This window comes from Candidatus Blochmanniella pennsylvanica str. BPEN (assembly GCF_000011745.1).
Classification (GTDB): Bacteria; Pseudomonadota; Gammaproteobacteria; order Enterobacterales; family Enterobacteriaceae; genus Blochmanniella; species Blochmanniella pennsylvanica.
In genome coordinates this window covers 437,765-459,634 of sequence record NC_007292.1, presented here as the reverse complement: position 1 = coordinate 459,634, position 21,870 = coordinate 437,765, and the positions used below count along the sequence as shown (strand labels likewise).

At 29.6% G+C, this 21,870-nt stretch carries 20 protein-coding genes and 1 tRNA gene; 10 read left to right on the top strand and 11 right to left on the bottom strand.

What is annotated here, in order from left to right:
* Nucleotides 1–571 precede the first annotated feature (571 nt).
* From msbA to BPEN_RS01900, 5 genes are all read left to right on the top strand, one after another.
* Nucleotides 572–2,326 carry a lipid A ABC transporter ATP-binding protein/permease MsbA gene (msbA, locus tag BPEN_RS01915; protein ID WP_011282923.1) on the top strand — a complete coding sequence of 585 codons (1,755 nt, stop codon included), beginning with the start codon at nucleotides 572–574 and terminating at the stop codon, nucleotides 2,324–2,326.
* Nucleotides 2,326–3,339, top strand: a complete 1,014-nt coding sequence (lpxK, locus tag BPEN_RS01910; protein WP_011282922.1) for a tetraacyldisaccharide 4'-kinase — start codon at nucleotides 2,326–2,328, stop codon at nucleotides 3,337–3,339. Before msbA ends, lpxK begins: the two co-directional genes overlap by 1 nt.
* A 210-nt stretch (nucleotides 3,340–3,549) precedes the next feature.
* Entirely contained in the window at nucleotides 3,550–3,717 is a 168-nt protein-coding gene (locus BPEN_RS03295) for a Trm112 family protein (RefSeq protein WP_011282921.1), read from the top strand.
* 11 nt (nucleotides 3,718–3,728) lie between these two features.
* Nucleotides 3,729–4,517 (top strand): 3-deoxy-manno-octulosonate cytidylyltransferase, encoded by a 789-nt coding sequence (gene kdsB, locus BPEN_RS01905; protein ID WP_011282920.1) that lies wholly within the window; start codon nucleotides 3,729–3,731, stop codon nucleotides 4,515–4,517.
* 296 nt (nucleotides 4,518–4,813) lie between these two features.
* Nucleotides 4,814–5,461, top strand: a complete 648-nt coding sequence (locus BPEN_RS01900) for a UbiX family flavin prenyltransferase (RefSeq protein WP_238374051.1) — start codon at nucleotides 4,814–4,816, stop codon at nucleotides 5,459–5,461.
* A 119-nt stretch (nucleotides 5,462–5,580) separates the two neighbouring features.
* On the opposite strand, the gene BPEN_RS01895 is transcribed toward BPEN_RS01900, so the two are convergent.
* On the bottom strand, nucleotides 5,581–7,590 hold the full coding sequence (locus tag BPEN_RS01895; RefSeq protein WP_011282918.1) for an inverse autotransporter beta domain-containing protein: 2,010 nt from the start codon (nucleotides 7,588–7,590) through the stop codon (nucleotides 5,581–5,583).
* A 242-nt stretch (nucleotides 7,591–7,832) separates the two neighbouring features.
* Between BPEN_RS01895 and fumC the strand changes: the two genes are divergently transcribed.
* Both fumC and nth read left to right on the top strand, forming a co-directional pair.
* Nucleotides 7,833–9,233, top strand: coding sequence for a class II fumarate hydratase (gene fumC / locus BPEN_RS01890; RefSeq protein ID WP_011282917.1), 1,401 nt, complete (start codon nucleotides 7,833–7,835; stop codon nucleotides 9,231–9,233).
* 96 nt (nucleotides 9,234–9,329) lie between these two features.
* On the top strand, nucleotides 9,330–9,971 hold the full coding sequence (gene nth, locus BPEN_RS01885; protein ID WP_011282916.1) for an endonuclease III: 642 nt from the start codon (nucleotides 9,330–9,332) through the stop codon (nucleotides 9,969–9,971).
* Between the two features lie 120 nt (nucleotides 9,972–10,091).
* Here the strand turns inward: nth and tyrS are convergent, their stop codons facing one another.
* The 3 genes from tyrS to slyA form a co-directional block, all read right to left on the bottom strand.
* The gene (gene tyrS / locus BPEN_RS01880; protein ID WP_011282915.1) at nucleotides 10,092–11,375 is read right to left on the bottom strand and encodes a tyrosine--tRNA ligase; all 1,284 of its coding nucleotides are present in this window, start codon (nucleotides 11,373–11,375) and stop codon (nucleotides 10,092–10,094) included.
* Nucleotides 11,376–11,504: 129 nt separating this feature from the next.
* On the bottom strand, nucleotides 11,505–12,155 hold the full coding sequence (gene pdxH, locus BPEN_RS01875; protein WP_011282914.1) for a pyridoxamine 5'-phosphate oxidase: 651 nt from the start codon (nucleotides 12,153–12,155) through the stop codon (nucleotides 11,505–11,507).
* A gap of 325 nt (nucleotides 12,156–12,480) precedes the next feature.
* The gene (slyA, locus tag BPEN_RS01870; RefSeq protein WP_011282913.1) at nucleotides 12,481–12,915 is read right to left on the bottom strand and encodes a transcriptional regulator SlyA; all 435 of its coding nucleotides are present in this window, start codon (nucleotides 12,913–12,915) and stop codon (nucleotides 12,481–12,483) included.
* A gap of 773 nt (nucleotides 12,916–13,688) precedes the next feature.
* Here slyA and rnt point away from each other — a divergent pair.
* Entirely contained in the window at nucleotides 13,689–14,342 is a 654-nt protein-coding gene (rnt, locus tag BPEN_RS01865) for a ribonuclease T (protein WP_011282912.1), read from the top strand.
* Between the two features lie 172 nt (nucleotides 14,343–14,514).
* Here the strand turns inward: rnt and grxD are convergent, their stop codons facing one another.
* Both grxD and BPEN_RS01855 read right to left on the bottom strand, forming a co-directional pair.
* The gene (gene grxD, locus BPEN_RS01860; RefSeq protein ID WP_011282911.1) at nucleotides 14,515–14,847 is read right to left on the bottom strand and encodes a Grx4 family monothiol glutaredoxin; all 333 of its coding nucleotides are present in this window, start codon (nucleotides 14,845–14,847) and stop codon (nucleotides 14,515–14,517) included.
* Between the two features lie 164 nt (nucleotides 14,848–15,011).
* On the bottom strand, nucleotides 15,012–15,635 hold the full coding sequence (locus BPEN_RS01855) for a riboflavin synthase (RefSeq protein WP_011282910.1): 624 nt from the start codon (nucleotides 15,633–15,635) through the stop codon (nucleotides 15,012–15,014).
* A gap of 302 nt (nucleotides 15,636–15,937) precedes the next feature.
* On the opposite strand from BPEN_RS01855, the gene BPEN_RS01850 reads away from it, so the two are divergent.
* Together BPEN_RS01850 and BPEN_RS01845 are read left to right on the top strand one after the other, a co-directional pair.
* Nucleotides 15,938–16,011, top strand: a tRNA-Val gene (locus BPEN_RS01850).
* Nucleotides 16,012–16,275: 264 nt separating this feature from the next.
* Nucleotides 16,276–16,512 (top strand): LPP leucine zipper domain-containing protein, encoded by a 237-nt coding sequence (locus BPEN_RS01845; RefSeq protein ID WP_011282909.1) that lies wholly within the window; start codon nucleotides 16,276–16,278, stop codon nucleotides 16,510–16,512.
* A gap of 118 nt (nucleotides 16,513–16,630) precedes the next feature.
* Here BPEN_RS01845 and BPEN_RS01840 read toward each other — a convergent pair whose 3' ends face one another.
* The 5 genes from BPEN_RS01840 to sufB are packed head-to-tail and all read right to left on the bottom strand — an operon-like array spanning nucleotide 16,631 to nucleotide 21,864.
* Entirely contained in the window at nucleotides 16,631–17,059 is a 429-nt protein-coding gene (locus tag BPEN_RS01840; RefSeq protein WP_011282908.1) for a SufE family protein, read from the bottom strand.
* An 18-nt stretch (nucleotides 17,060–17,077) separates the two neighbouring features.
* A complete protein-coding gene (locus BPEN_RS01835) occupies nucleotides 17,078–18,304 on the bottom strand; it encodes a SufS family cysteine desulfurase (RefSeq protein WP_011282907.1) in 1,227 nt (408 codons plus the stop codon).
* Nucleotides 18,301–19,590, bottom strand: a complete 1,290-nt coding sequence (gene sufD, locus BPEN_RS01830; protein ID WP_011282906.1) for a Fe-S cluster assembly protein SufD — start codon at nucleotides 19,588–19,590, stop codon at nucleotides 18,301–18,303. Before sufD ends, BPEN_RS01835 begins: the two co-directional genes overlap by 4 nt.
* The gene (gene sufC / locus BPEN_RS01825) at nucleotides 19,571–20,311 is read right to left on the bottom strand and encodes a Fe-S cluster assembly ATPase SufC (RefSeq protein WP_011282905.1); all 741 of its coding nucleotides are present in this window, start codon (nucleotides 20,309–20,311) and stop codon (nucleotides 19,571–19,573) included. The genes sufD and sufC overlap by 20 nt, the downstream gene beginning before the upstream one ends.
* 56 nt (nucleotides 20,312–20,367) lie before the next feature.
* A complete protein-coding gene (gene sufB, locus BPEN_RS01820; RefSeq protein ID WP_011282904.1) occupies nucleotides 20,368–21,864 on the bottom strand; it encodes a Fe-S cluster assembly protein SufB in 1,497 nt (498 codons plus the stop codon).
* Nucleotides 21,865–21,870 lie beyond the last annotated feature (6 nt).

Here is a 21,870-nt window from a genome sequence, read left to right as displayed (position 1 = left end):
AATATAGTTGTGGGGTAGTTAAATTAGTCGTGGTTATAATTGAGGATTATATATTAGATATAATGAGGTTACTATTTGAGTAGATAAAAAGAATTAAATTTTAATGTTGTGTACTTATTTTATTTTGAAATAAGTTGTCCTAGTTGTTGTTGATTAGTGAAAGCGATAAAAATTTGATTTAATATTAAAAATAGAATAATATGTACAAGCAAATTTTGTTTATTTATTCAAGTTCTCTTAATTTAATGTTGTCGTATCATTGATGTTGATAGTAAGGTTTTACAATAAAATAGTTAATATATATGAATGAGCATTAAATTCTTTTTCATCGTTAAAATCACATTTAATCACATAGACTATTAGATATACAAAAGATTAGGAATACGTTTGTATATTATTCAAAAATAATATTTATATATAATAGATATAGTAGTTTGTATTTTTATGCGTATTTATGTTGTAAGATTTTTCACGAACCTTAGTATATTTGAAGTATTTGATATTTCTAATATGTTGATTGCGATGTATTCGTATGTTTCGTACGAAATAAATTATGACTGCAGGGACATAAATGTTGCAGTACAATAAAAATCATTCTTCTACTTGGCAAACTTTTCGTCGTCTCTGGCCAATAATTTTTCCTTTTAGAGTAGGATTAGTTGTTGCTTCTATTACTCTGATTTTGAATGCAACAAGTGATGCTTTAATGTTAGCTTTATTAAAACCTTTACTTGATGATGGATTTGGAAAAGCTAATAGAGATGTATTTGTGTGGATGCCGTTGGCTTTAGTAGGATTAATGGGTATTCGCGGTTTTAGTGGTTTTGCATCTACTTATTGCATATCATGGGTATCCGGAAAAGTAGTAATGCAAATGAGGCGTGCATTGTTTAAACATATTATGAATATGCCGGTTTCATTTTTTGTAAAACAATCTACTGGTACATTAGTATCTAGAATTACTTATGATTCCGATCAAGTTGCTTCTTCTTCTTCTGGAGCTTTGGTTACTGTTATTCGAGAAGGAGCATCTATTATTGGTTTATGTATAATGATGTTTTATTATAGTTGGCAATTATCATTAATTTTAGTGTTAATTGCACCAATAGTATCCATCACTATTAAGCTTGTTTCTCATAGATTTAGAACAATCAGTAAGAAGATGCAGAGCGCCATGGGCCAATTAACCAGCAGCGCCGAACAAATGCTGCAAGGACACAAAGAAGTATTAATATTTGGAGGGCAACACACAGAAAAAGATAGATTTAACTGCGTCAGTAATCGTATGAGACAACAAAGTATGAAGATGGTGCAAACTTCATCTATTTTTGATCCATTGATTCAATGTGTCGCATCATTAGCATTAGCATTTGTGTTGTACGCTGCTAGCATTCCAAGTGTTATGGAAATGCTTACTGCTGGAACTATTACTGTTATTTTTTCATCTATGATAGTTTTGATGAAACCATTAAAGTCTTTGACTAATGTCAGCGCTCAATTTCAACGTGGAATGGCAGCTTGTCAAACTTTATTTTCCATATTAGATTTAGAAACAGAAAAAGATCAAGGCATACTCGATATCACACGGGTACAGGGACATATTATTTTTGATGATGTTACTTTTTTTTATCCTGAAAAAAATACACCATCGCTTTATAAAATCAATTTTTCTATTGAATCAGGAAAAACTGTTGCTTTGGTAGGTCGATCTGGTTCTGGAAAATCTACTATCGTAAATTTATTAACTCGTTTTTATGATATAGATAAAGGACGTATATTGCTTGATGGTTTTAATTTAAATGATTATAAACTTGCTTCGTTGCGTAATCAAATAGCTATGGTATCCCAAAACGTTCATTTATTTAATGATACTATCGCAAACAATATTGCGTACGCTCGCAGAAATTTTTATTCTAGAGAATCTATTGAAACTGCAGCGCGTATGGCATGTGCTATGGATTTTATTTCTCAAATGAAAAACGGATTAGATACTATTATAGGAGAAAATGGGATATTATTATCTAGTGGCCAACGGCAACGTATTGCAATTGCACGTGCTTTGTTACGGGATTGTCCTATTTTAATTTTCGATGAAGCTACTTCTGCTTTAGATTCTGCCTCAGAGCACATTATTCACAAATCTCTTGATACATTAAAAAAAAATAGAACATCCTTGATTATAGCTCATCGTTTATCTACCGTTGAAAATGCGGATGAAATATTGGTAATTGAAAATGGTTATATTATGGAACGTGGTGTGCATAAGGTTTTGATACGTCGCCAAGGGATTTATGCTCAATTATATAAATTGCAATTTTCTTCTTAATGTTTGATCGTATTTGGTTTAAATCATCGTTTTTTTATTTATTTTTATTGCCATTTTCTTGGTTATACGGTGTAATCAGTACACTGAATCGTATTAGTTATCAGTATGGATGGCGAAAAGTATATCGATTTTCGGTACCAATAATAATTATTGGTAATTTAACAATTGGAGGCAACGGGAAAACTCCGATGGTATTATGGTTAGTAGAGCACTTGAAACGTCGTGGTTGGAAGGTTGGGGTAATTTCAAGAGGATATAAAGGTAAATCGAATAATTATCCAATAATTATTAATATGAATAGCCATAGTGAGGAATGTGGTGATGAGCCTATGTTAATTTGGAAACGAACTGGAGTATCGGTCGCTGTTTCTCCAAAACGTGCTGATGCAGTTGCTGCATTATTGAGAAAACAAGAATTGGACATCATAATAAGTGATGATGGATTACAACATTATGCACTTTTTAGGGATATAGAATGGGTAATAGTTAATAGTGTGCTTCGATTTGGAAATGGTTGTTGGTTACCAGCAGGTCCCATGCGCGAACGCATTAATAGACTTCATACAGTACAAGCGATTATTGCAAATGGATCAGAAGTAGGAATACAATCTGGAGAAGTATTAATGCAGTTATTTCCTATCGCTGTAGTCAATATATTGACGGGAGAGCGTAAACCTCTTTATTTTTTAAATAATGTTGTAGCTATAGCAGGGATTGGGTATCCTACACAATTTTTTGATACTTTACGAAGTTATGGGATCATTCCGATCAGATCAATTTCATTTTCTGATCATCACGTGTATTCTGAAAAAATGTTAACATCTCTTACTAAAAAAGATGAGATATTACTAATGACCGAAAAAGATGCAGTTAAATGTATAGATTTTGCTCACGATAATTGGTGGTACGTGCATACAGAAGTAAAAATCAATAAGATAGATACGCATAATTTATTGAGCATGGTAGAAAATAAGATCAGATATTATAAGGGTTCAAGATACAATGTACAGTAATTATATTTTCACAACAATATGATAACCATTTAGGAGAAAGATTAGAAAATAATATTTTAAGTGTGGTTTTTATATATGACATTGTCATATATAAAAAAAATAAATTATTTAAATGATAAAATTATTATTATAAACTATAGAATATATATAATAGTTTTGTTATATACAATATGTATAAGTTAAACATTTAATCAATTTAGTAATATTATGATGAAATATCAGTTATTGAAGATTATTGTGTGTCCTGTGTGTCATTCGAAATTATCTTTCGATTTAGAAAAAAAAGAGTTAATTTGTAATGTTGATAATTTGGCTTTCCCAATAAGAAAAGGAATCCCGGTTCTCTTAAAAAGAGACGCTCGTAATTTTATATTATAGTAGGTAAAAATATGAATTTTGTAGTAATTATACCTGTTCGATTTTTTTCGACGCGTTTTCCAGGGAAAGCTTTAGCAGATATTAATGGTAAACCTATGATTGTTCGTGTTATGGAAAATGCTTTAGATTCTGGAGCTAATAAAGTAATCATTGCTACAGATAGTTCTTGTATAGCGAGAGTCATTGAATCAGAGCAATCCGAAAGTGAGGTATGTTTAACACGATCTACTCATCAGTCAGGTACTGAACGTCTTGCAGAAGTAGCTATCAATTATAAATTTTCAGATGATCAAATTATCGTACATCTGCAAGGCGATGAACCCTTGCTTTCTTCTACTATGATTCGTCAAGTAGCAAGTATTTTGTGTTCAATGAGTAGTACTATTTCTATGGCTACGTTAGCAACACCATTGAGTTCTTTCAAAGAAGCACGCGATGATAATGTAGTCAAAGTTGTTATAAATATGAATAGCAATGCTCTTTATTTTTCTCGTTCTATGATTCCATGGAATACAGGAGATTTTGTAAATCATCTAGATAGTAAATTCTCTAAGACATTATTACGTCATATTGGTATTTATGCATATCGAGTTAAGTTCTTGCGTCGTTATATTGCATGGACTAAAAGTCCACTGGAACAGATTGAACACCTTGAACAGCTTCGAGTACTATGGCATGGAGAGGCAATACATGTTTCTGTAATTGATGATGTATTTAATATTAGTGTGGATACTCCAGAGTCATTAAGCCGTGTTAATACTGTATTTAAAAAAAATAAATATGCTACTGTACATAACTGATTATGGCAATGTGGATAAACTTTCTTATTAATTACAATACGAATGAATTTAATTATCATTAAAAATAAATACATAGAAGAATTTTAAGCGATTTATATTAAATATATATTACTAAATATGTAATTTAAGGATTTTTTTGATTACTATGTTAATCATGATATTATTGTGTCTTCTTATAATGTGAGTATTAAAATTTTTAATGTATGTATAATATTTTTAATTCATCATAGCATATTAAAAATTATTTTTTAATGTTATATAGTGATAATTATTAAAAATCATAAGTGTATTTGTTTATGTTAACGTGGAGTTGGAGTGTAAAAATAATTATGGAGCAACAACAATTACGTCTAGTAGTAGGAATATCAGGGGCATCTGGTGGAATTTATGGAATCCGTGCATTAACTATTTTAAAAAAATGTTCTATGAATATAGAATCTCATCTTATCGTTACTAGAAATGCTTTGATTACATTACAGCAAGAATTAAAGATGAGCAAACAATCTGTATATGAATTAGCGGATGTTGTACATTTTCCTCAGGACATTGGAGCATCAGTTGCTAGTGGATCATATCCAACTTTAGGTATGTTAATTGCTCCATGTTCCATTAGAACTATGTCAGAAATTAGTTCAGGAATGACATCATCATTGATTAGTCGTGTTGCAGATGTAATGTTGAAAGAAAGACGTAGGCTAGTGTTAATGATCAGAGAAACTCCATTGCATCTTGGGCATTTACGTACAATGGTTAAATTAACAGAATTTGGAGCAGTAATTATGCCGCCTGTTCCTGCGTATTATACACACCCAAAAACTATAGATGACGTTATTTGTTATACTGTGGCAAGAGCTCTAAGTTTATTTGGAATTGATACCGATATTTCTCCTACTTGGTTAGGAATACGGGATCGAACTCATGATAATATCATGAAACTAAATTGAAATTATTGCTAACTATTTAATTTTTATATTGATAGATATTTTAATACGTTACTAAATGAGTATTTATTCTTTTAAATTTTAAAAGATAATTAATTTAATAATTTAAATTAAAAATATATCTAATGATAGCGCACTTCTTTATTTGTGGAATTAAAACTATCGCTACTATCGTCTGTTGCGCAATCTTCTTCGCTAATGGATGAAGAAGATTGCGCAAGATTTAGTTTGACAAATATTTGTTCCATATCACTGAGGTGTTTAGTTTTTTTTCGTTCTCTTATGGTATTTTCAAGTTTATTTATATGTTCTGTAGTACCCACTGAAGCAAACTTAGACTTCCTATGCGCAAATAAGCGATACGATAAGTCATCACTTTGATTGAATTCAATTTTAGAAGATTTAAAAAAAGAATCATGCATTCCTTCACTATCTGCATTTTTTTCAGAATGAGTTTGTTGATCCTCATGAGATACAGATTGGTTCAATAGCGATGTATCGTTCAGTGTTGATGATGCTATAAATCCTGATGAATCTTTTTCTAAAAAAGGAAAAGGAATGGGAGGAGGAGGAGGAGCTAAAAATATGCGATTATCTTCTGTTATAGTATTCTGATCGTTTTCTGTTGTAGTAGTGTTACATACATCATTCTGTGACTGCTGGGCAAAGAAGATATTTGAGATCGATGTATTATTACTCTTTATGCTACTACGCTGATCATAGTCATGGTGAATTAATGTATGTTCAGCCGTATTTTCTGTAACGTTAATTCCAGAATCATTATTCATGTTAACAATGGATGCATATTTTTTTTGTGTATTCGTATTCAATAATTTTTTTTGTACAAAATCTTTTACTACAATATGTATATTTTGTTTTTTTTGTTCTTGATGGGATTGTGTTGTGTTATTAGTAATGTATGCAACAACAATATTGTTTTCTTGTATAATAGGATAGTTAGGGAAATAGAGCGCATAAGTATTATTTGTTATTGCAACAATATTACCTCCGTGATTTTCTAATGACTCCAAATCCCATCGTACATATTTATTATTATTATCATTGATTTTAATTATTTTAATTTCTCCAGGATAACCTGTTATTTTTTGAGTACGCTGTAAGGATGGAAGATGATTATGATCGTTAATGGAAATATAATCGTGATGAGGAATTATCGTAGGTATAAACGGTTGTATTATAGTATCAAGGTTATTTAGTATTGATTTATTTTCGTTATTAGTATAATGAATTTGTTCTATAATAGGAGTACCAAATTGGTAAGCTATTAATACTCGACAAATTGTACTATTGTATTGCTTATTTACGAAAATATTATTTATGCTAAAACCTAGCATAGGAATGGGTTGATAATTCAGATCTAACGATAAATAATAGTCACTATTTTTTTTATTGAAAATTTTTTTATATTTTTTTTCATAAATAAATTGTTCCAATTTTATTTTTCCGGTAAATTCGAAAAAGCGTGGAAATTTAGTTTGTATATATAATTGGTGACCACTTCTTGGATAATGTATGTTACATTTTTGTAATGATGTTTCAGGGTTAAAGATGTTATCTAGATTATAATAATTATTTAACATGAATAATGTATTATGTAACCAATATTCTACCCCAACATTAATTGAGTATGGTTGACTGCTTTGTTTAGAAATAGGACAATGATAAAAAGTATTATATCCAATAGCGTATTTGTCGTTAGTTAGATGTCTTTTTCCTCCTCCAAAATTAAAAATTTGTTCTGATAAAAGATTGTGTATCCCTAATTGCATAAAGGATAAGTTTTTTTTGTGTTTGTTACGTTGCGTGTAAAACGAATGAAACATATCGATTGAATCGTTTTGCAATTGCATTTTAGATTTGTAAGTAGAAGAAAAGGGAGGTCGATAATTATATGCATGGACACGTAGTTTATTCGTTGTATAGGGATAAAAATTAAGAGTATGATGTATATGGTCGTGAGTGTGTAATTTCATCTCTTTTTGATATAAATCATCTTGAAATATATTATTACTAACGTTGGATTTAATACCCTCTGTGAGGGTGTTACACCAAGCAATTTTGTTATATGTAAATATTTGAAATATTATTCCTAATATAATAAATGTCGGCATGTTTTAATTTTAATTAACGTATCGTATATTGTGCATATACAGTATATTTATATTTTTGTTTTATTATTATATATAAGTAATTAACATATACAAAATTATAAATTAAATAATTAATTTTTTGAATAGAAATTCAATTTTAAAATGATATCATTGATTTTGTATATATGATACAAACAAATGATCATATTAATGTAATTAATAAAATCAATTAATATTTTATAATTAAGTAAGGTGGTATTATTATGGCAATGCGTGTTGAAAAGGATACTATGGGTGCAATTTTAGTACCGACCGATCGATTATGGGGAGCGCAAACACAACGCGCATTAAAATATTTTAATATTTCTAATGAAAAAATTCCTTTTTCGTTAATTAAAGCATTGGCCCAAATCAAGCTGGCGGCAGCACAAGTAAATTATGATTTGAAACTGATAGATTGTGAACGGGCTCAAGCAATTATTCAATCAGCAGGTGAAGTACTATCTGGAATACATAAGGACGAATTTCCAATATCAGTTTGGCAAACTGGATCTGGAACTCAAAGCAATATGAATATGAATGAAGTTTTAGCTAATCGAGCTAATAAATTATTAAGCAGTGAACACAATGCGAACGAGAAATTTATTCATCCAAATGATCATGTCAATAAAAGTCAAAGTTCCAACGATGTTTTCTCTAGCGCAATGCATGTTGCAGCGGTAGTTACTTTAAATGAGCAATTAATACCTAAAGTTAAGATGTTAAAAAAAACTTTATTTGATAAATCTGTTAAATTTAATAACATTATTAAAATTGGTCGTACTCATCTTCAAGATGCTACTCCATTGACTTTGGGGCAAGAGATTTCTGCTTGGGTATCTATGCTAGAACATAACATAGATCATATAGAAGTTACTATACCTCATTTATATGAATTAGCGTTAGGTGGAACAGCAGTAGGGACAGGTCTAAACACTCATCCAGAATACGCCGGACGTGTTGTTGACGTATTATCATTCCTTACTAAACATAATTTTGTTAGTGCACCAAATAAGTTTGAGTCGTTATCGACATGTGATGCATTGGTGCACAGTCATGGTTCCTTGAAGGGTTTAGCCGTTTCTATGATGAAAATTGCTAATGATGTACGTTTATTATCTTCTGGCCCTAGATGTGGTATAGGCGAATTAAGTATTCCTGAAAATGAACCAGGTAGCTCGATTATGCCTGGAAAAGTTAACCCAACGCAATGTGAAGCTATGACTATGTTGTGTTCTCAAATTATGGGAAATGATGTTAGTATAAATATTGGAGGTGCATCTGGACATTTTGAATTAAATGTATATAGGCCATTGATTATATATAATTTCTTACAATCGGTACGTTTACTGTCAGATGGTATAGAAAGTTTTCATAAATACTGTATTGTAGGGATTCAACCGAATCATGAACGAATTAAAGAATTACTTAATAGATCACTTATGTTGGTTACTGCGTTGAGTCCGTATATTGGATATGATAAATCAGCAGAAATTGCTAAGAAGGCGCATTCGGAAGGGTTAAGTTTAAAGGAAGCTGCGTTACAATTGGGTTATGTTGATGAGCAACAATTTGATTTGTGGGTTTGCCCAGAAAATATGATTAATTCTTCAGAAGTATTTTAATTATTGCTAAAACTGAATAATATAAGTAGATTGAATAATAGTAAAAGTATTATAAGTATTTTTAATAAAACGTTATGAAATAATTAAGTGTTATTAATGAATCGCGTTAAACGTTATCAGATTTTATGCAAATTACGGGATAATAATATTCGTCCAGTTATTGAACTAGTTTATCGGTCAGAATTTGAGTTGTTGATTGCAGTATTATTGTCGGCTCAAACAAGTGATGTACAAGTTAATAAAGTAACAACGAGTTTGTTTAAAGTAGTTAATACACCCCAAGATATGTTACGTTTGGGCGTAGATGGGGTTAAAAATTATATTAAATCTATTGGTTTATCAAATATTAAATCTAAAAATATTATTGAAACTTGTCGTTTGTTGATAGACAAATATAACGGTATATTACCGTCAAATCGTGTTGGTTTGGAATCTTTACCTGGAGTTGGACGTAAAACTGCTAATATTATTTTAAATGTAGTTTTCGATTGGCCTACAATTGCAGTAGATACACACGTATTTAGATTTTGTAATCGTAGTCGTTTTGCGTTAGGAAATACTGTTTTGTCTGTAGAAAAGAAATTATTGTCGGTAGTACCAAAAGAATTTCAAAGAAACTGTCATCAGTGGTTAGTATTACATGGTAGGCATGTTTGTCGAGCTAGACAACCAAATTGTCGTGTTTGTGTGATTAAAGATTTGTGTGAATTTAAGGAAAAAAAACGATTTATATTATAGTAGAAGTTACATAAATAAAATACTACGCATGGCGTAGTAAGGTATTGCGGGAAATTGTATTTATATTTTCAAACAATATAAATAGTTATATACATAAAACAATATATTATCTAAACTAGATCATTCCCATGTGATTAAGCAGTGGTGTTTTTTTCCGCGTCTTAATAGTGTAAATCGATTGTATAATCTGTCGGTGGCACAAAAAATATATTCTGTTTTCAATTGTTTTTTTGAGTTTACAGTGATGCTATTAGATGAAATTAATTCTCGTGCTTGTGCACGAGACACTACTAATTTAGATTCTACCAACGCTTGTTGTAATGTAATACCTGCTTTCAGTGGTACGGTCGGTATGCCATCTTGAAATAGCTGTTCGAAATCATCTAAGGTAAGTTTATGTATTTGTCCTGTAAAAAGATTTCTGGTAATTTTTTGAGCTGTTTTTAATCCTGATTTTCCATGAACTAATCGAGTAATTTCCTCTGCTAATATAATTTGAGCTTGTGGTTTTGTATTCTTCATTTTATCTTCTTTTTTTAAGGTATTGATCGCATCTACATCGATGTTGGTAAAAAATTTAAGAAAACGATATACTTCTTCATCAGAAGTATTGATCCAATATTGATAGAATGTATAAGGGCTGGTTTTTTTTGCATCTAACCATATAGTATGTTTTTCTGTTTTTCCAAATTTAGTGTTATCAGATTTGGTCAGTAAAGGCATAGTGAGCCCGTAAGTAGTTCTTTTATATATGCGATGTATCAGATCAATACCTGATATAATATTGCCCCATTGATCAGAACCACCGATTTGCAGTATTGCGTTATAATTTTTATGTAAATAGGTAAAATCATAACTTTGTAATAAATTATAGGAAAATTCAGTATAAGAAATTCCATAATTATTTTTTTGTAACCGTTTTTTTATAGCATCCTTATTTATCATTTTATTTACAGAAAAAAATTTACCAATATCTCTTAAAAATGTTAAGAGTGATATAGAAGATAGCCAATCGTAATTGTTAACGATACAGGCTTGCGAATATTGACTATGAGAAAAATCTACGAATAAAGATACTTGGTATTTGATTTTTTCTATCCATTTTTGTACTGTTTCAATTAAATTGAGTTTTCGTTCGGAATCTTTAAAACTTGGGTCTCCAATCAATCCAGTACCCCCTCCTAGCAAAATTATAGGACGATGTCCAAATATTTGGAATTGTCTTAAGCATAACAGTGGAACTAAGTGTCCTATATGTAAGCTGTCAGATGTCGGATCAAATCCGCAATATAAAGTAATGGATTTTGATTTTAATATTTTAATTAATGCTTCTTGGTTTGTAATTTGTGCTATTAAATCACGTTCGTATAAAAGTTGTATTATATCAATATTTTTATTATTCATACAAATATAGTTTTAGTACAGCGATCAAGAGTATTTATATGACTTTTATAAAAGTCAATACTACTTTATTAAGTTTAGTTATATTTTTTATATATCATAAAATTCACCGAAATTAAATTGTAATTGTAATTATGGAGATAAACGGTAAATACGCCATGTATGTTTATATCGTTGATATATGAATCGATCATGTAATCGATGTGTTCCGCCTTGCCAGAACTCCATGCTATTTATATTAATTTTATATCCGCCCCAAAATTCGGGAAATGGTACTTTTTTATGGAGATGATTTTTTTTAAATTCTAAAAATTTATTTTCTAGTAAATCTTTAGAGGAAATAACTTTAGATTGATTAGATACCCATGTACTAATTTGATTATTTTTTGGGCGTGTATAAAAATATTTTAATACTTCTTTTTCTGGAAGTTTATCTACACTGCCTGTTATTATTACTTGCCTATCTATAACATTCCAAAGAAAACATAAACTAACTTTTGGGTTATTGGCTAAATGCATAGCCTTACGGCTACTAAGATTAGTATAGAATATCATTTCTTTATTAGTAAAATTCTTTAATAACACCACACGTTGATAGGGTTGACCAGTGTGATCTACTGTAGCTAAACACATTGCAGTAGGATCAGGTATTTTTGAAAAATACGCCTGATGCAACCATACTGAAAATAACTGAATAGGCTGATTAGTTAAATCTGTATGACGCAATTGGCCAGATATATATTCTCGTCTGATGTTAGAAATGTTAGTTTTGTCTATTAGCATAATAGATGGTATTATGTTGATTGTTATAAAGTATAATAACACATTTTTGTTTGTATCTAAAATAAACAAGAAGTACTACAAGAGATATAATAGTAGTTTTGGTTTTAAAACTCTTACGATAAAGTTTAATTGATTGATAAATATTCAAGCACATATTTATGTAAGTTAAAAAAGAGTCATTATTTATTTAATTGACGAATAATGATATATTTCAGTATACTATACGATACACATCCTCAGATGTTTGTACGATATCTGGAAAATAAGATATAAAATTTATTTAATGTTATTAACAGGTATATATGCTTTAATTATATGATATTTTCTAATTCTTATTATGTAAATTTATAATGTTTTTTTCTAATTTAGAAATAATTTTATTTAGAAAAATTGTTTCCTCATTACTAATTCCGTTAAAAATTTCATTTCTAGTGATAGAAATGACACGATTTACTTCATTAATAACAGGTCTAGCGTTATCAGTTAATTTAATTCGTTTAGCTCGTCGATCATTCAGACAAGTATGTCTTATAATTAATGATTTTTCTTCAAGTTGATCGAGTGTTCGTACTAGAGATGGTTGTTCTATTCCTATGGCTTTTGCTAATTGTATTTGAGATTGTTCCGGAGGTAATTGACAAATATTATGCAATGTAATCCAATGTGTTTGTGTAAGTTTTAAAGGTTTTAAACGATGATCAATTAAAGCACGCCATATTCTTACGAGGCGTGCTAAATCTGATCCTAATGGTGATTCCAATTTTTTCCTTCCTTATAATTGAGTCTACTCTACTTTAGAATTTTATTTGTTTTAGACAATTGGATAATAATATACACACGTGTGATTATAGCGATAATCATATCCATAATATGACTCTAATATGATTTAATAAATTTATTGTACAACAAACGTTATCGTAGTTTATCAATTAGATACGTTATTATGTATAATTTAATTCATTAAAGTATAACATACATTTATTGTTGGGTGTAAATTATTTTTAATACAAGTATTAAAAATAATTTATTGAATGGAATTTACTTATATAAAATAAATAAAAATTATGATTATAATATAATAATTATTTAAAAAAATTGTTTGTTTAGTTATTTATGTTACAATACAAGCCTTTGAGGTTCGATTGCGAACAATTAAATTACTAAAAGAAGTGTGTTTTTATAAATCAACTTGGTGTTATTCATTATTTTTTCTGAGTTATGTATATCTTTATTAAGCATCTGTTATTATATAAATAAATTATAGTTTTTTCTGTAAATTTTAATATCTTGTAATGATTAAATAATGAGCATCAACATACGTGATTATCTTAAAAATTAATGAATATTTTAATTTAAGATACATTCATACAAAATTTTATTTTAGATAAAAAATGTGTTGTTTTAACAAAATAGTTATTTGCTACTTTGCATAAAGTGTTCAAACAATCATTTTTACACGATAAATATAAAAATATAATTAGAATTTATGGTAGTATTAACTGTTTATATAATGTGATATATCTCATAATAAATATGATTTGTAAGGACGATCACAGTACTCTTCGAGCAAGATTTCGTGGGTTTTATCCAGTTGTAGTTGATGTAGAGACAGCAGGTCTTGACGCTAATATTAATGCTTTATTAGAAATTGCTGTTGCTACATTTAAAATGGACGAATATGGTTGGTTGTGTGTAGATGGTTCTCTTAATTTTCATATTAAATCATTTCCTGGAGCTATTATTCAGCCAGAATCATTGGCGTTTAATGGAATTGATTTAAATAGTCCTTTAAGAGCGGCAGTGACGGAACAAGAAGCATTACATGAAATTTTCGAAATGGTGCGCCAAGGCATCAAAACTCAAGGATGTAGTCGTGCTATTATCGTAGCACACAATGCTTTTTTTGATCACAGTTTTTTAATGGCAGCAGTAGAACGTGTAAGTTTTATGGAAAAAAATCCATTTCACCCTTTTGTTATGTTCGATACAGCTACTTTAAGTGGATTAGTATTTGGGCAAACTGTATTAGCTAAAGCGTGTGCATGTGCGGGTGTTTTTTTTGATAAAAACAAAGCGCATTCCGCATTATATGACACTGAGCGCACCGCAATGTTATTTTGTGAACTGGTAAATAAATGGAAAAGACTTGGCGGTTGGCCATTAACTCCTTGTTGTATCGAGTCTTAATGCCGTTAAATGTTCGATATTTAGTTACGGCTTTCTTGTGTTATAAAGAAGAGTTATAAATTTGAATAAAAATATGTTTTCATATTACACTTATCTAGGTTTTGTGTGTCTGTATAGTAGCTACTATACAGACACACAAGGTTTAACTCTCTTTAAAAGAGAGTTAAAATATTCAATTTAAATTATGTCTTAGTTTTACCTGATCAATTAGAGTTTTTAGTGTACCGCTGTGACTCATGTTGAGTATGATATCAGACCCACCTATTAATTTGCCTTCTATCCATAATTGAGGAAAAGTAGGCCAATTAGAAAATATTGGCAGAGCGTTTCTAACATCTACATGAATCAATACGTCAATGTAAAAAAATGATTGAGTATAAGTAGATAATATTTGTGCGGCTTTTGATGAAAAGCCACACTTAGGAGCGCTAGGAGTGCCTTTCATATATAAAACGATAGGATTTTCTTTTATTTGATTTTTAATTTTTTCTATTGCATTGTTCATGTTTTATTTGTATTGAAAGTTAAAATTATACTTTTAATGAAGCTTAATTATGTAAATATTATTTTTATTAATGTAGATGGGGCATTTAACGATTTAACGTAAATCCTTCTTAATTTCTCATAATTATTTTGTGTTTATAAAATCCGTATGTCGATAAACATTAATTATTTTTTTTGCAAATTAATAATAGACCATGTCCTTTCAAAGCTGTTTATAGCAGATTTTATAATAATGTCAACTTCAATATTTACTATATTGCCTATTTTTTTTCCACCAAGCGTTGTTTGTATTGCAGTGTATGGAGTTAAACAAATACGTATGTAATTATTGACTATTTTACTTACTGTAAGACTTACTCCATCTACGCCAATTGATCCTTGCTGTAAAATATATTTTTTAAGATATTTTTTTTTTATACTAAACCATATTATTTTGTTGTTTTTTGAAGTAATTATTTTTATAATTTTTCCAGTGCAGTCAATATGTCCGCTCATTAAATGCCCACCAATTTCAGAATGATAACCGATCGATCTTTCTATATTGGTTAAATCTCCTAATTTTAACATACCTATATTAGTTAGTTTTAGTGTTTCATGTATTACATTAAAACTAACCAAATTATATTTCATGGCAATAACAGTCAAACAGCATCCATTATTTGATATAGAGCAACCAATTTTTAAATTTGAGAGTAGATATGTGGGTAATATAACTGTATATGTTTTAAAATTGGTTACTTCATAAATTGCATGTATTGGAACAACAGCTTGTATAATACCTGAAAACATATTTTTCAAATACTATTTAATATCATTTTAAATTATATATAATGCTATTATAGCATGTATCTCTTTTTTGTTAAACATCACTTTGAAATGATTTTAAATCTATGTGATAAAAATGTACTTTCGTAATATAAGATATTCTTAAAACATTTGACGTATGATAAAATTACATGTATTTTACCACATATAAGTGTGGTTTTTAATAAAACATTGCGGTTAAGTTGTAGGACGGTAAGAAATAGATAATGTAAATTAGTAATACAGTCAGTCTATTTGATGATGGATTATTAAAATTGTATTGTTGTGCGTTCTTAGCTCAGTCGGTTAGAGCACTACCTTGACATGGTAGAGGTCGATGGTTCAAGTCCATTAGAACGCATTAGTTATTGACAACCATATTGAATTAAGAAGATAGTACAATCTTTTTTATATGTAGAGCAAGAAATTCAATAAAAAGATTGTTACTGAATATTTTATTGGATCAAATTGATTTTATTTTTTAACGATCAGATGATCAATTCAACGCAATCAATATTATACGACAATAGAGTGTTTGTTAAAAACTAATAAATAATTATTTGCTAATTATATTTTTATATAAGTTAAATTATTAAAGTATGTTTAATATGGGAGAGTATTAAAGATGAATCGTAATCGATTAATATGTTCTGCAATTATTTTAAGTTCTTTTGTATTGGCTAATTGTGCGAGCACAAATAAAATAAAAGAATTATCTTCTGAAGTGCATGACTTAAACGAAAGAATTGATCAAATAAGTAGCGACATAGATGTTTTGCGCCCTGAAATAGAGAAAACAAAAAATGAAGCAGCGCGAGCTAATCAACGCATTGACAATCAAATTACTTCTTATCATAAGTAATGGGAAAAGATGTGGAAAAAGTATATATGTTTAAGAATTCTTTAAAAATAAAAAAATGATGTACAATCTCATTATAATTAGATAAATATAATTAGATTTAATCTAGGATGGCTATAGTTTAAAGAGCGAATTTAGCTTGAGTTTGTATAGAATCTAGTATCAAGTGTATTCCTTGGGATCGGGACAGGCTTAGGTTTTGTCTTAATTCTAATTGATTTATTAGAAAGGGTTTAACATCAACGTTGGCGACTTCTTGTAAACTTAATCCTTGATATAAACTGAATATTATTGTGATAATTCCTTTAACGATAGAAGAATCGCTGTATCCGTGTAATTTGATCGGCTTATCATGAGGTCTTGCAGAGGTAGTTAAAGCAATCCATGTTTGGCTTTGACACCCAGAAATTAAATATTCTTGTGTGCGCATATTTTCTGGAAATGCAGGTAATAACTTTCCAAGATCAATTATATATATATATTTTTCTTCCCAATTAATACAACTTAAGAAATTTTGTAATAATTGGTTTTTTGTTGGAAAATTTATCATCGTTATTAGAGTAATTGTTCATTGGTTCAGTAAATGTTCCACTTTAATTAGTCCATGTGCTAAACGATCAATATCTTCCTTGTTTGTATACATAGCTAAAGATGCACGACACATACCTGGTACTTTAAAATAGTTCATAATAGGTATTGCGCAATGATGTCCTGTGCGTATAGCAACGCCATATTGGTTTAACAACATTCCAATATCATATGAATGATGTATCCCCAAATTAAAAGCAATAATACCAACTCGTGTACTTGGTCCGTATAATACTATATTTGGAATTTTTTTTAATGTATCTACAGCGTAACGCATTAATTGATCTTCGTAATTGTAAATTTTGTCGATACCTATTGTATTGATGTATTCAATAGCATTACCTAATCCTATGATACCACTAATATTAGGAGATCCTGACTCAAATTTCCAAGGAGAATCTATAAATGTTGCATCTTGAATTAAACTTACATTTCTTACTATTCCGCCTCCTACTATCCATGGGGGCATTTTTTGAAGTAATTCTTTTTTTCCATACATAATGCCAGTACCAGAAGGTCCGTATATTTTATGCCCAGAAAATACATAAAAATCACAATCTAATTTTTGTACGTCTACTAATTGATGGACGATTCCTTGTGCGCCATCTATTAAAATAAGAGTATCACTTTTTTTTCGTGCTATACTGATTATTTCTGTTAATGGATTAATTGTTCCTAAAACATTAGAGATATGTGATATAGATAAGAGTCGAGTACGATGATTTATAAGTTTGGATAATCTGGATATATCTAATGTACCGTTAGGAGTTAATGGTATGTAATGTAATACAATTTTTTTATGTTTTGATAATACTTGCCATGGAACAATATTGGCGTGGTGTTCCATTTCGCTAATAATAATATTATCCCCATAATTTATAAAGTTGTGTCCCCAACTATTAGCAATTAGGTTAATAGCTTCAGTAGTACTTTTGACAAAAACAATTTCTTCTTTAGATGCATTGATAAAATTAGCAATACGTAAGCGTACTGTTTCCATTTGATTAGTTGATTCAGTACTTAACGTGTGAATACCTCGATGCACGGCAGCGTATTCATTGCGATAGTAATGAGTTTGTGAGTCTATGACAATATTAGGTTTTTGAGCAGATGCGGCGCTATCAAGATAAGTAAGAGGGTATTTATTTATCATTCGGTTTAATATAGGAAAATCTGATCTAATTTTTTCTATAGGATAGATTATCATATTATGATCCTTGCTAAAGCTTTATTAAATCTTTTTAATACAAGATCCTGTAGTATAGTATTTTCAATTGATCCTATAATTTCAATAGCAAAAGCATAAATAAGCATTTTTAAAGCATCTTTTTTTGGAATACCACGTGTACTTAGATAAAATAGCTGATTAGTATCAATGTGGCCTATTGTTGCTCCATGACTACATTTTACATCGTCTGAGTAAATTTCAAGTTTAGGTATACTATGAATAGTTGCATCTTGGTTCAACAACAAATTATTGTTTATCATTATTCCATCAGTTTTTATAGAATCTGGATTTACTTTTATTAGCCCATTGAACACACCGGCGCTGTAATTACATGCTATTATTTTATGTAATTGCCTGCTTGAAGCGTATTCTCGATTATTGTGTTCTAAATAAGTACATATGTTTCCGATATCTTGTTCTGATAGAAAAAGTAAACTATTTAATGATAAAGATGATCCTGAGTGATTGATTTGAGCGCTGGTTCGATGGGATATAAATTTAGGACCAAGAATAACAAAGATACTACTGTTTACATTTGAAGATTGTCCTACATTAATATCATTATGTGCTATATGATAACTTGCATTGTTTTCAAATATTAATTTGACATGGTCTAATTTAGATCGGTTTCCTGTTGTCATAGACATACGCGCGCCACTGAAATGTCCGTTTTTATTTATACTAATAAAATGTTCTATGACGCATGTGTTAGAGTCGTTCCCGATTTGAAGATGGTGATGATAATGAGATGTAACTAATTTATTTTTTATGTCAGATCCTTCATTAATATATAGTAAATATAATGGTTTTTTTGTGATTTTTTTCGTAGGTAAATTTATGTGTATTGTTGCATCACTTAAGCATTCAGTTAAATATAAAAACATGTCTGGTTGAATGGGATTAGTCATATTATGACGATTGGGGTCACGATTGATTTTGAGGATCCATGGATCGATATTTTTATCACTTAATTCAGGTGAAAATAGACCGTTAATAAATGTTAAGCGATAAGCATCTATTGGAAAACTTAATTTTTCATGTTGCGGAGTATTTAATTCAAAATTTTTAGAAAATTCAAAATTATATGTTAAAAACTCTTCAAATGCAGTATATTTCCAGCTATCTTTTTTAATATTTGGTAATCCAAGTATTTTAATACGTTCCCAATATTTGTGTGCTAAATTTGGATTAATATTATTTTTTTGTTTAAATAATCCGTACCATTCGTTTAATACTCGATTTTTGTTATCCAGACAACCAACCATAGCCTTTTTCCTCAAGCTGTTTGACTAAAGAGATATCACCAGATTTTACAATATGACCTTTATGTAGCACATGAACATAATTCGGTTTAATATACTCTAAAATTCTTTGATAATGCGTGATAATCACAAATGAACGTATTTTATCATTTAATATATTAAGACCATTATAAACAATTTTTATTGCATCAATATCTAAACCAGAATCTGTTTCATCAAGAATACATAGTAATGGTTCTAACATCATCATTTGAAGAATATCATTACGTTTTTTTTCTCCTCCAGAAAATCCAACGTTTACTGATCGATTCAAAAGGTCATTAGGCATTTTTAATAACGCCATATTTTTTTGAACGAGTTGGATAAAATGAAACCGATCCATAAGAGGTTGGTGTCTATATTTACGTACAGCATTAACAGCGTGGTGTAAAAATGATTGATTACTGATTCCTGGAATATCTACCGGATGCTGAAATGCTACAAAAATACCTTCCCCTGCACGTTCTTCTGGCTTCAGGAGTAATAAATTTTTATTTTTAAATAATATTTCTCCATTAGTAACAGTATAATTTTGTTGACCAGATAATGTAGCGGATAATGTACTTTTTCCCGATCCGTTAGGTCCCATGATGATGTGTATTTCACCGGGATTAATTTCCAAATTTAGTTTTTTCAGAATAGATATATTTTTTACGCTGACATTCAAATTTTTTACTAATAGCATCATGACTTCTCCTGTTTTGAATGCTATGATTATTGCAAGTACTTATATTATAAATTTTATCCAACGCTGTGCTCTAAAGTAATTTCTAGTAATTTTTGTGCTTCTACAGAAAATTCTAAAGGTAATTTAGAAAATATATCCTTGCAAAATCCATTTACAATCATAGAAATAGCATCATCTTCATTAATTCCGCGTTGCCGACAATAAAACAGTTGATTATCGCTGATACGTGAAGTTGTAGCTTCATGTTCTAACTGTGAATGATTATTATGTGATTCAATGACAGGAAAGGTATGAGAACTACATTTTTTACCTATCAACATAGAATCACACTGTGTAAAATTGCGTGAATTTGAAGCAGTTTTCATAATTTTAACTAATCCTCGATAAGTATTTTGGCTGTTTCCAAGAGCAATGCCTTTTGAAATAATGGTTGAACGTGTATTTTCTCCTATATGAATCATTTTTGTTCCAGTATCTGCTTGTTGTGTACCGTTGGTAACAGCTACTGAAAAAAATTCTCCAATAGAGTTTTTTCCTTTTAAAATTACACTAGGATATTTCCAAGTGATAGCAGATCCAGATTCAGATTGAGTCCACGACATTTTAGCATTTTCTCCAGAACATAGCGCTCGCTTAGTAACGAAGTTTAAAATGCCACCTTGAGAGTTTTGATTACCAGAAAACCAATTTTGTACCGTTGAATATTTTACTTGAGCATCTTTTAGTACGATAACTTCTACGACTGCTGCGTGAAGTTGATAATTATTGTGCATTGGAGCTGAACATCCTTCAATATAGCTCACATAACTACCTGTATCTGCAATTAAAATAGTACGTTCAAATTGTCCGGTTTTTTTAGAATTCATACGAAAGTAAGTTGATAATTCCATAGGACAGCGTACATTTTTAGGAATGTATACAAATGTACCATCAGATACAACTGCAGCATTAAGTGCGGCAAAAAAATTATCTTTAAAAGATACTACAGTTCCTAAATATTGGCGTACCAAATCTGGGTAATCTTGAATAGCATCGTGAAATGAACAAAAAATGATACCTTTTTTTAGTAAGGTATTACGGAATGTAGTAGATACAGAAACTGAATCAAATATTGCATCAACCGCTACGTTTCCTTTTTCATGAACTGGGATGCCTAATTTGTTAAAGGTTTGTTCTACTTCTGTGGTTAAGTATTTTGATTTATTTAAGAGAGTATTTGTATTTTTTTGCACTTTGTGGGTTTTTTGTGTAGTTGCACATGCTGGAGCAGAAAAATAGCTATAGGAATTATAGTTGAGTTTTTGATAATTTCCTTTTAACCAATGCGGTTCTTTCATATTACACCAAGCATTATAACCTGCAAGCCTAAATTCTAGCATCCATTTTGGTTCTAATCTTTTTTGTGAAATAGCATATATTATATCTTTATTAATACCTTTTTTGAGCTCTTCATTATTTAATTTAGTAAAAAAACCTTCCTTATAATACGAATCATTATTTTTAGATAAATTTCTATTAACATCATATATGTTAGAGTTATTGCGTATCATAATAAT

Coding starts and splice junctions, on each gene's coding strand:
- kdsB (WP_011282920.1), top strand. CDS start 3,729: ATGAATTTTGTAGTAATTATACCTGTTCGATTTTTTTCGACGCGTTTT.
- BPEN_RS01840 (WP_011282908.1), bottom strand. CDS start 17,059: ATGATAAATTTTCCAACAAAAAACCAATTATTACAAAATTTCTTAAGT.
- BPEN_RS01855 (WP_011282910.1), bottom strand. CDS start 15,635: ATGTTTTCAGGTATTATACAAGCTGTTGTTCCAATACATGCAATTTAT.
- sufC (WP_011282905.1), bottom strand. CDS start 20,311: ATGCTATTAGTAAAAAATTTGAATGTCAGCGTAAAAAATATATCTATT.
- grxD (WP_011282911.1), bottom strand. CDS start 14,847: ATGAACAATGCAATAGAAAAAATTAAAAATCAAATAAAAGAAAATCCT.
- tyrS (WP_011282915.1), bottom strand. CDS start 11,375: ATGAATAATAAAAATATTGATATAATACAACTTTTATACGAACGTGAT.
- BPEN_RS03295 (WP_011282921.1), top strand. CDS start 3,550: ATGAAATATCAGTTATTGAAGATTATTGTGTGTCCTGTGTGTCATTCG.
- nth (WP_011282916.1), top strand. CDS start 9,330: ATGAATCGCGTTAAACGTTATCAGATTTTATGCAAATTACGGGATAAT.
- rnt (WP_011282912.1), top strand. CDS start 13,689: ATGATTTGTAAGGACGATCACAGTACTCTTCGAGCAAGATTTCGTGGG.
- msbA (WP_011282923.1), top strand. CDS start 572: ATGTTGCAGTACAATAAAAATCATTCTTCTACTTGGCAAACTTTTCGT.
- BPEN_RS01895 (WP_011282918.1), bottom strand. CDS start 7,590: ATGCCGACATTTATTATATTAGGAATAATATTTCAAATATTTACATAT.
- sufD (WP_011282906.1), bottom strand. CDS start 19,590: ATGGTTGGTTGTCTGGATAACAAAAATCGAGTATTAAACGAATGGTAC.
- BPEN_RS01835 (WP_011282907.1), bottom strand. CDS start 18,304: ATGATAATCTATCCTATAGAAAAAATTAGATCAGATTTTCCTATATTA.
- pdxH (WP_011282914.1), bottom strand. CDS start 12,155: ATGCTAATAGACAAAACTAACATTTCTAACATCAGACGAGAATATATA.
- lpxK (WP_011282922.1), top strand. CDS start 2,326: ATGTTTGATCGTATTTGGTTTAAATCATCGTTTTTTTATTTATTTTTA.
- sufB (WP_011282904.1), bottom strand. CDS start 21,864: ATGATACGCAATAACTCTAACATATATGATGTTAATAGAAATTTATCT.
- BPEN_RS01845 (WP_011282909.1), top strand. CDS start 16,276: ATGAATCGTAATCGATTAATATGTTCTGCAATTATTTTAAGTTCTTTT.
- BPEN_RS01900 (WP_238374051.1), top strand. CDS start 4,814: ATGTTAACGTGGAGTTGGAGTGTAAAAATAATTATGGAGCAACAACAA.
- fumC (WP_011282917.1), top strand. CDS start 7,833: ATGGCAATGCGTGTTGAAAAGGATACTATGGGTGCAATTTTAGTACCG.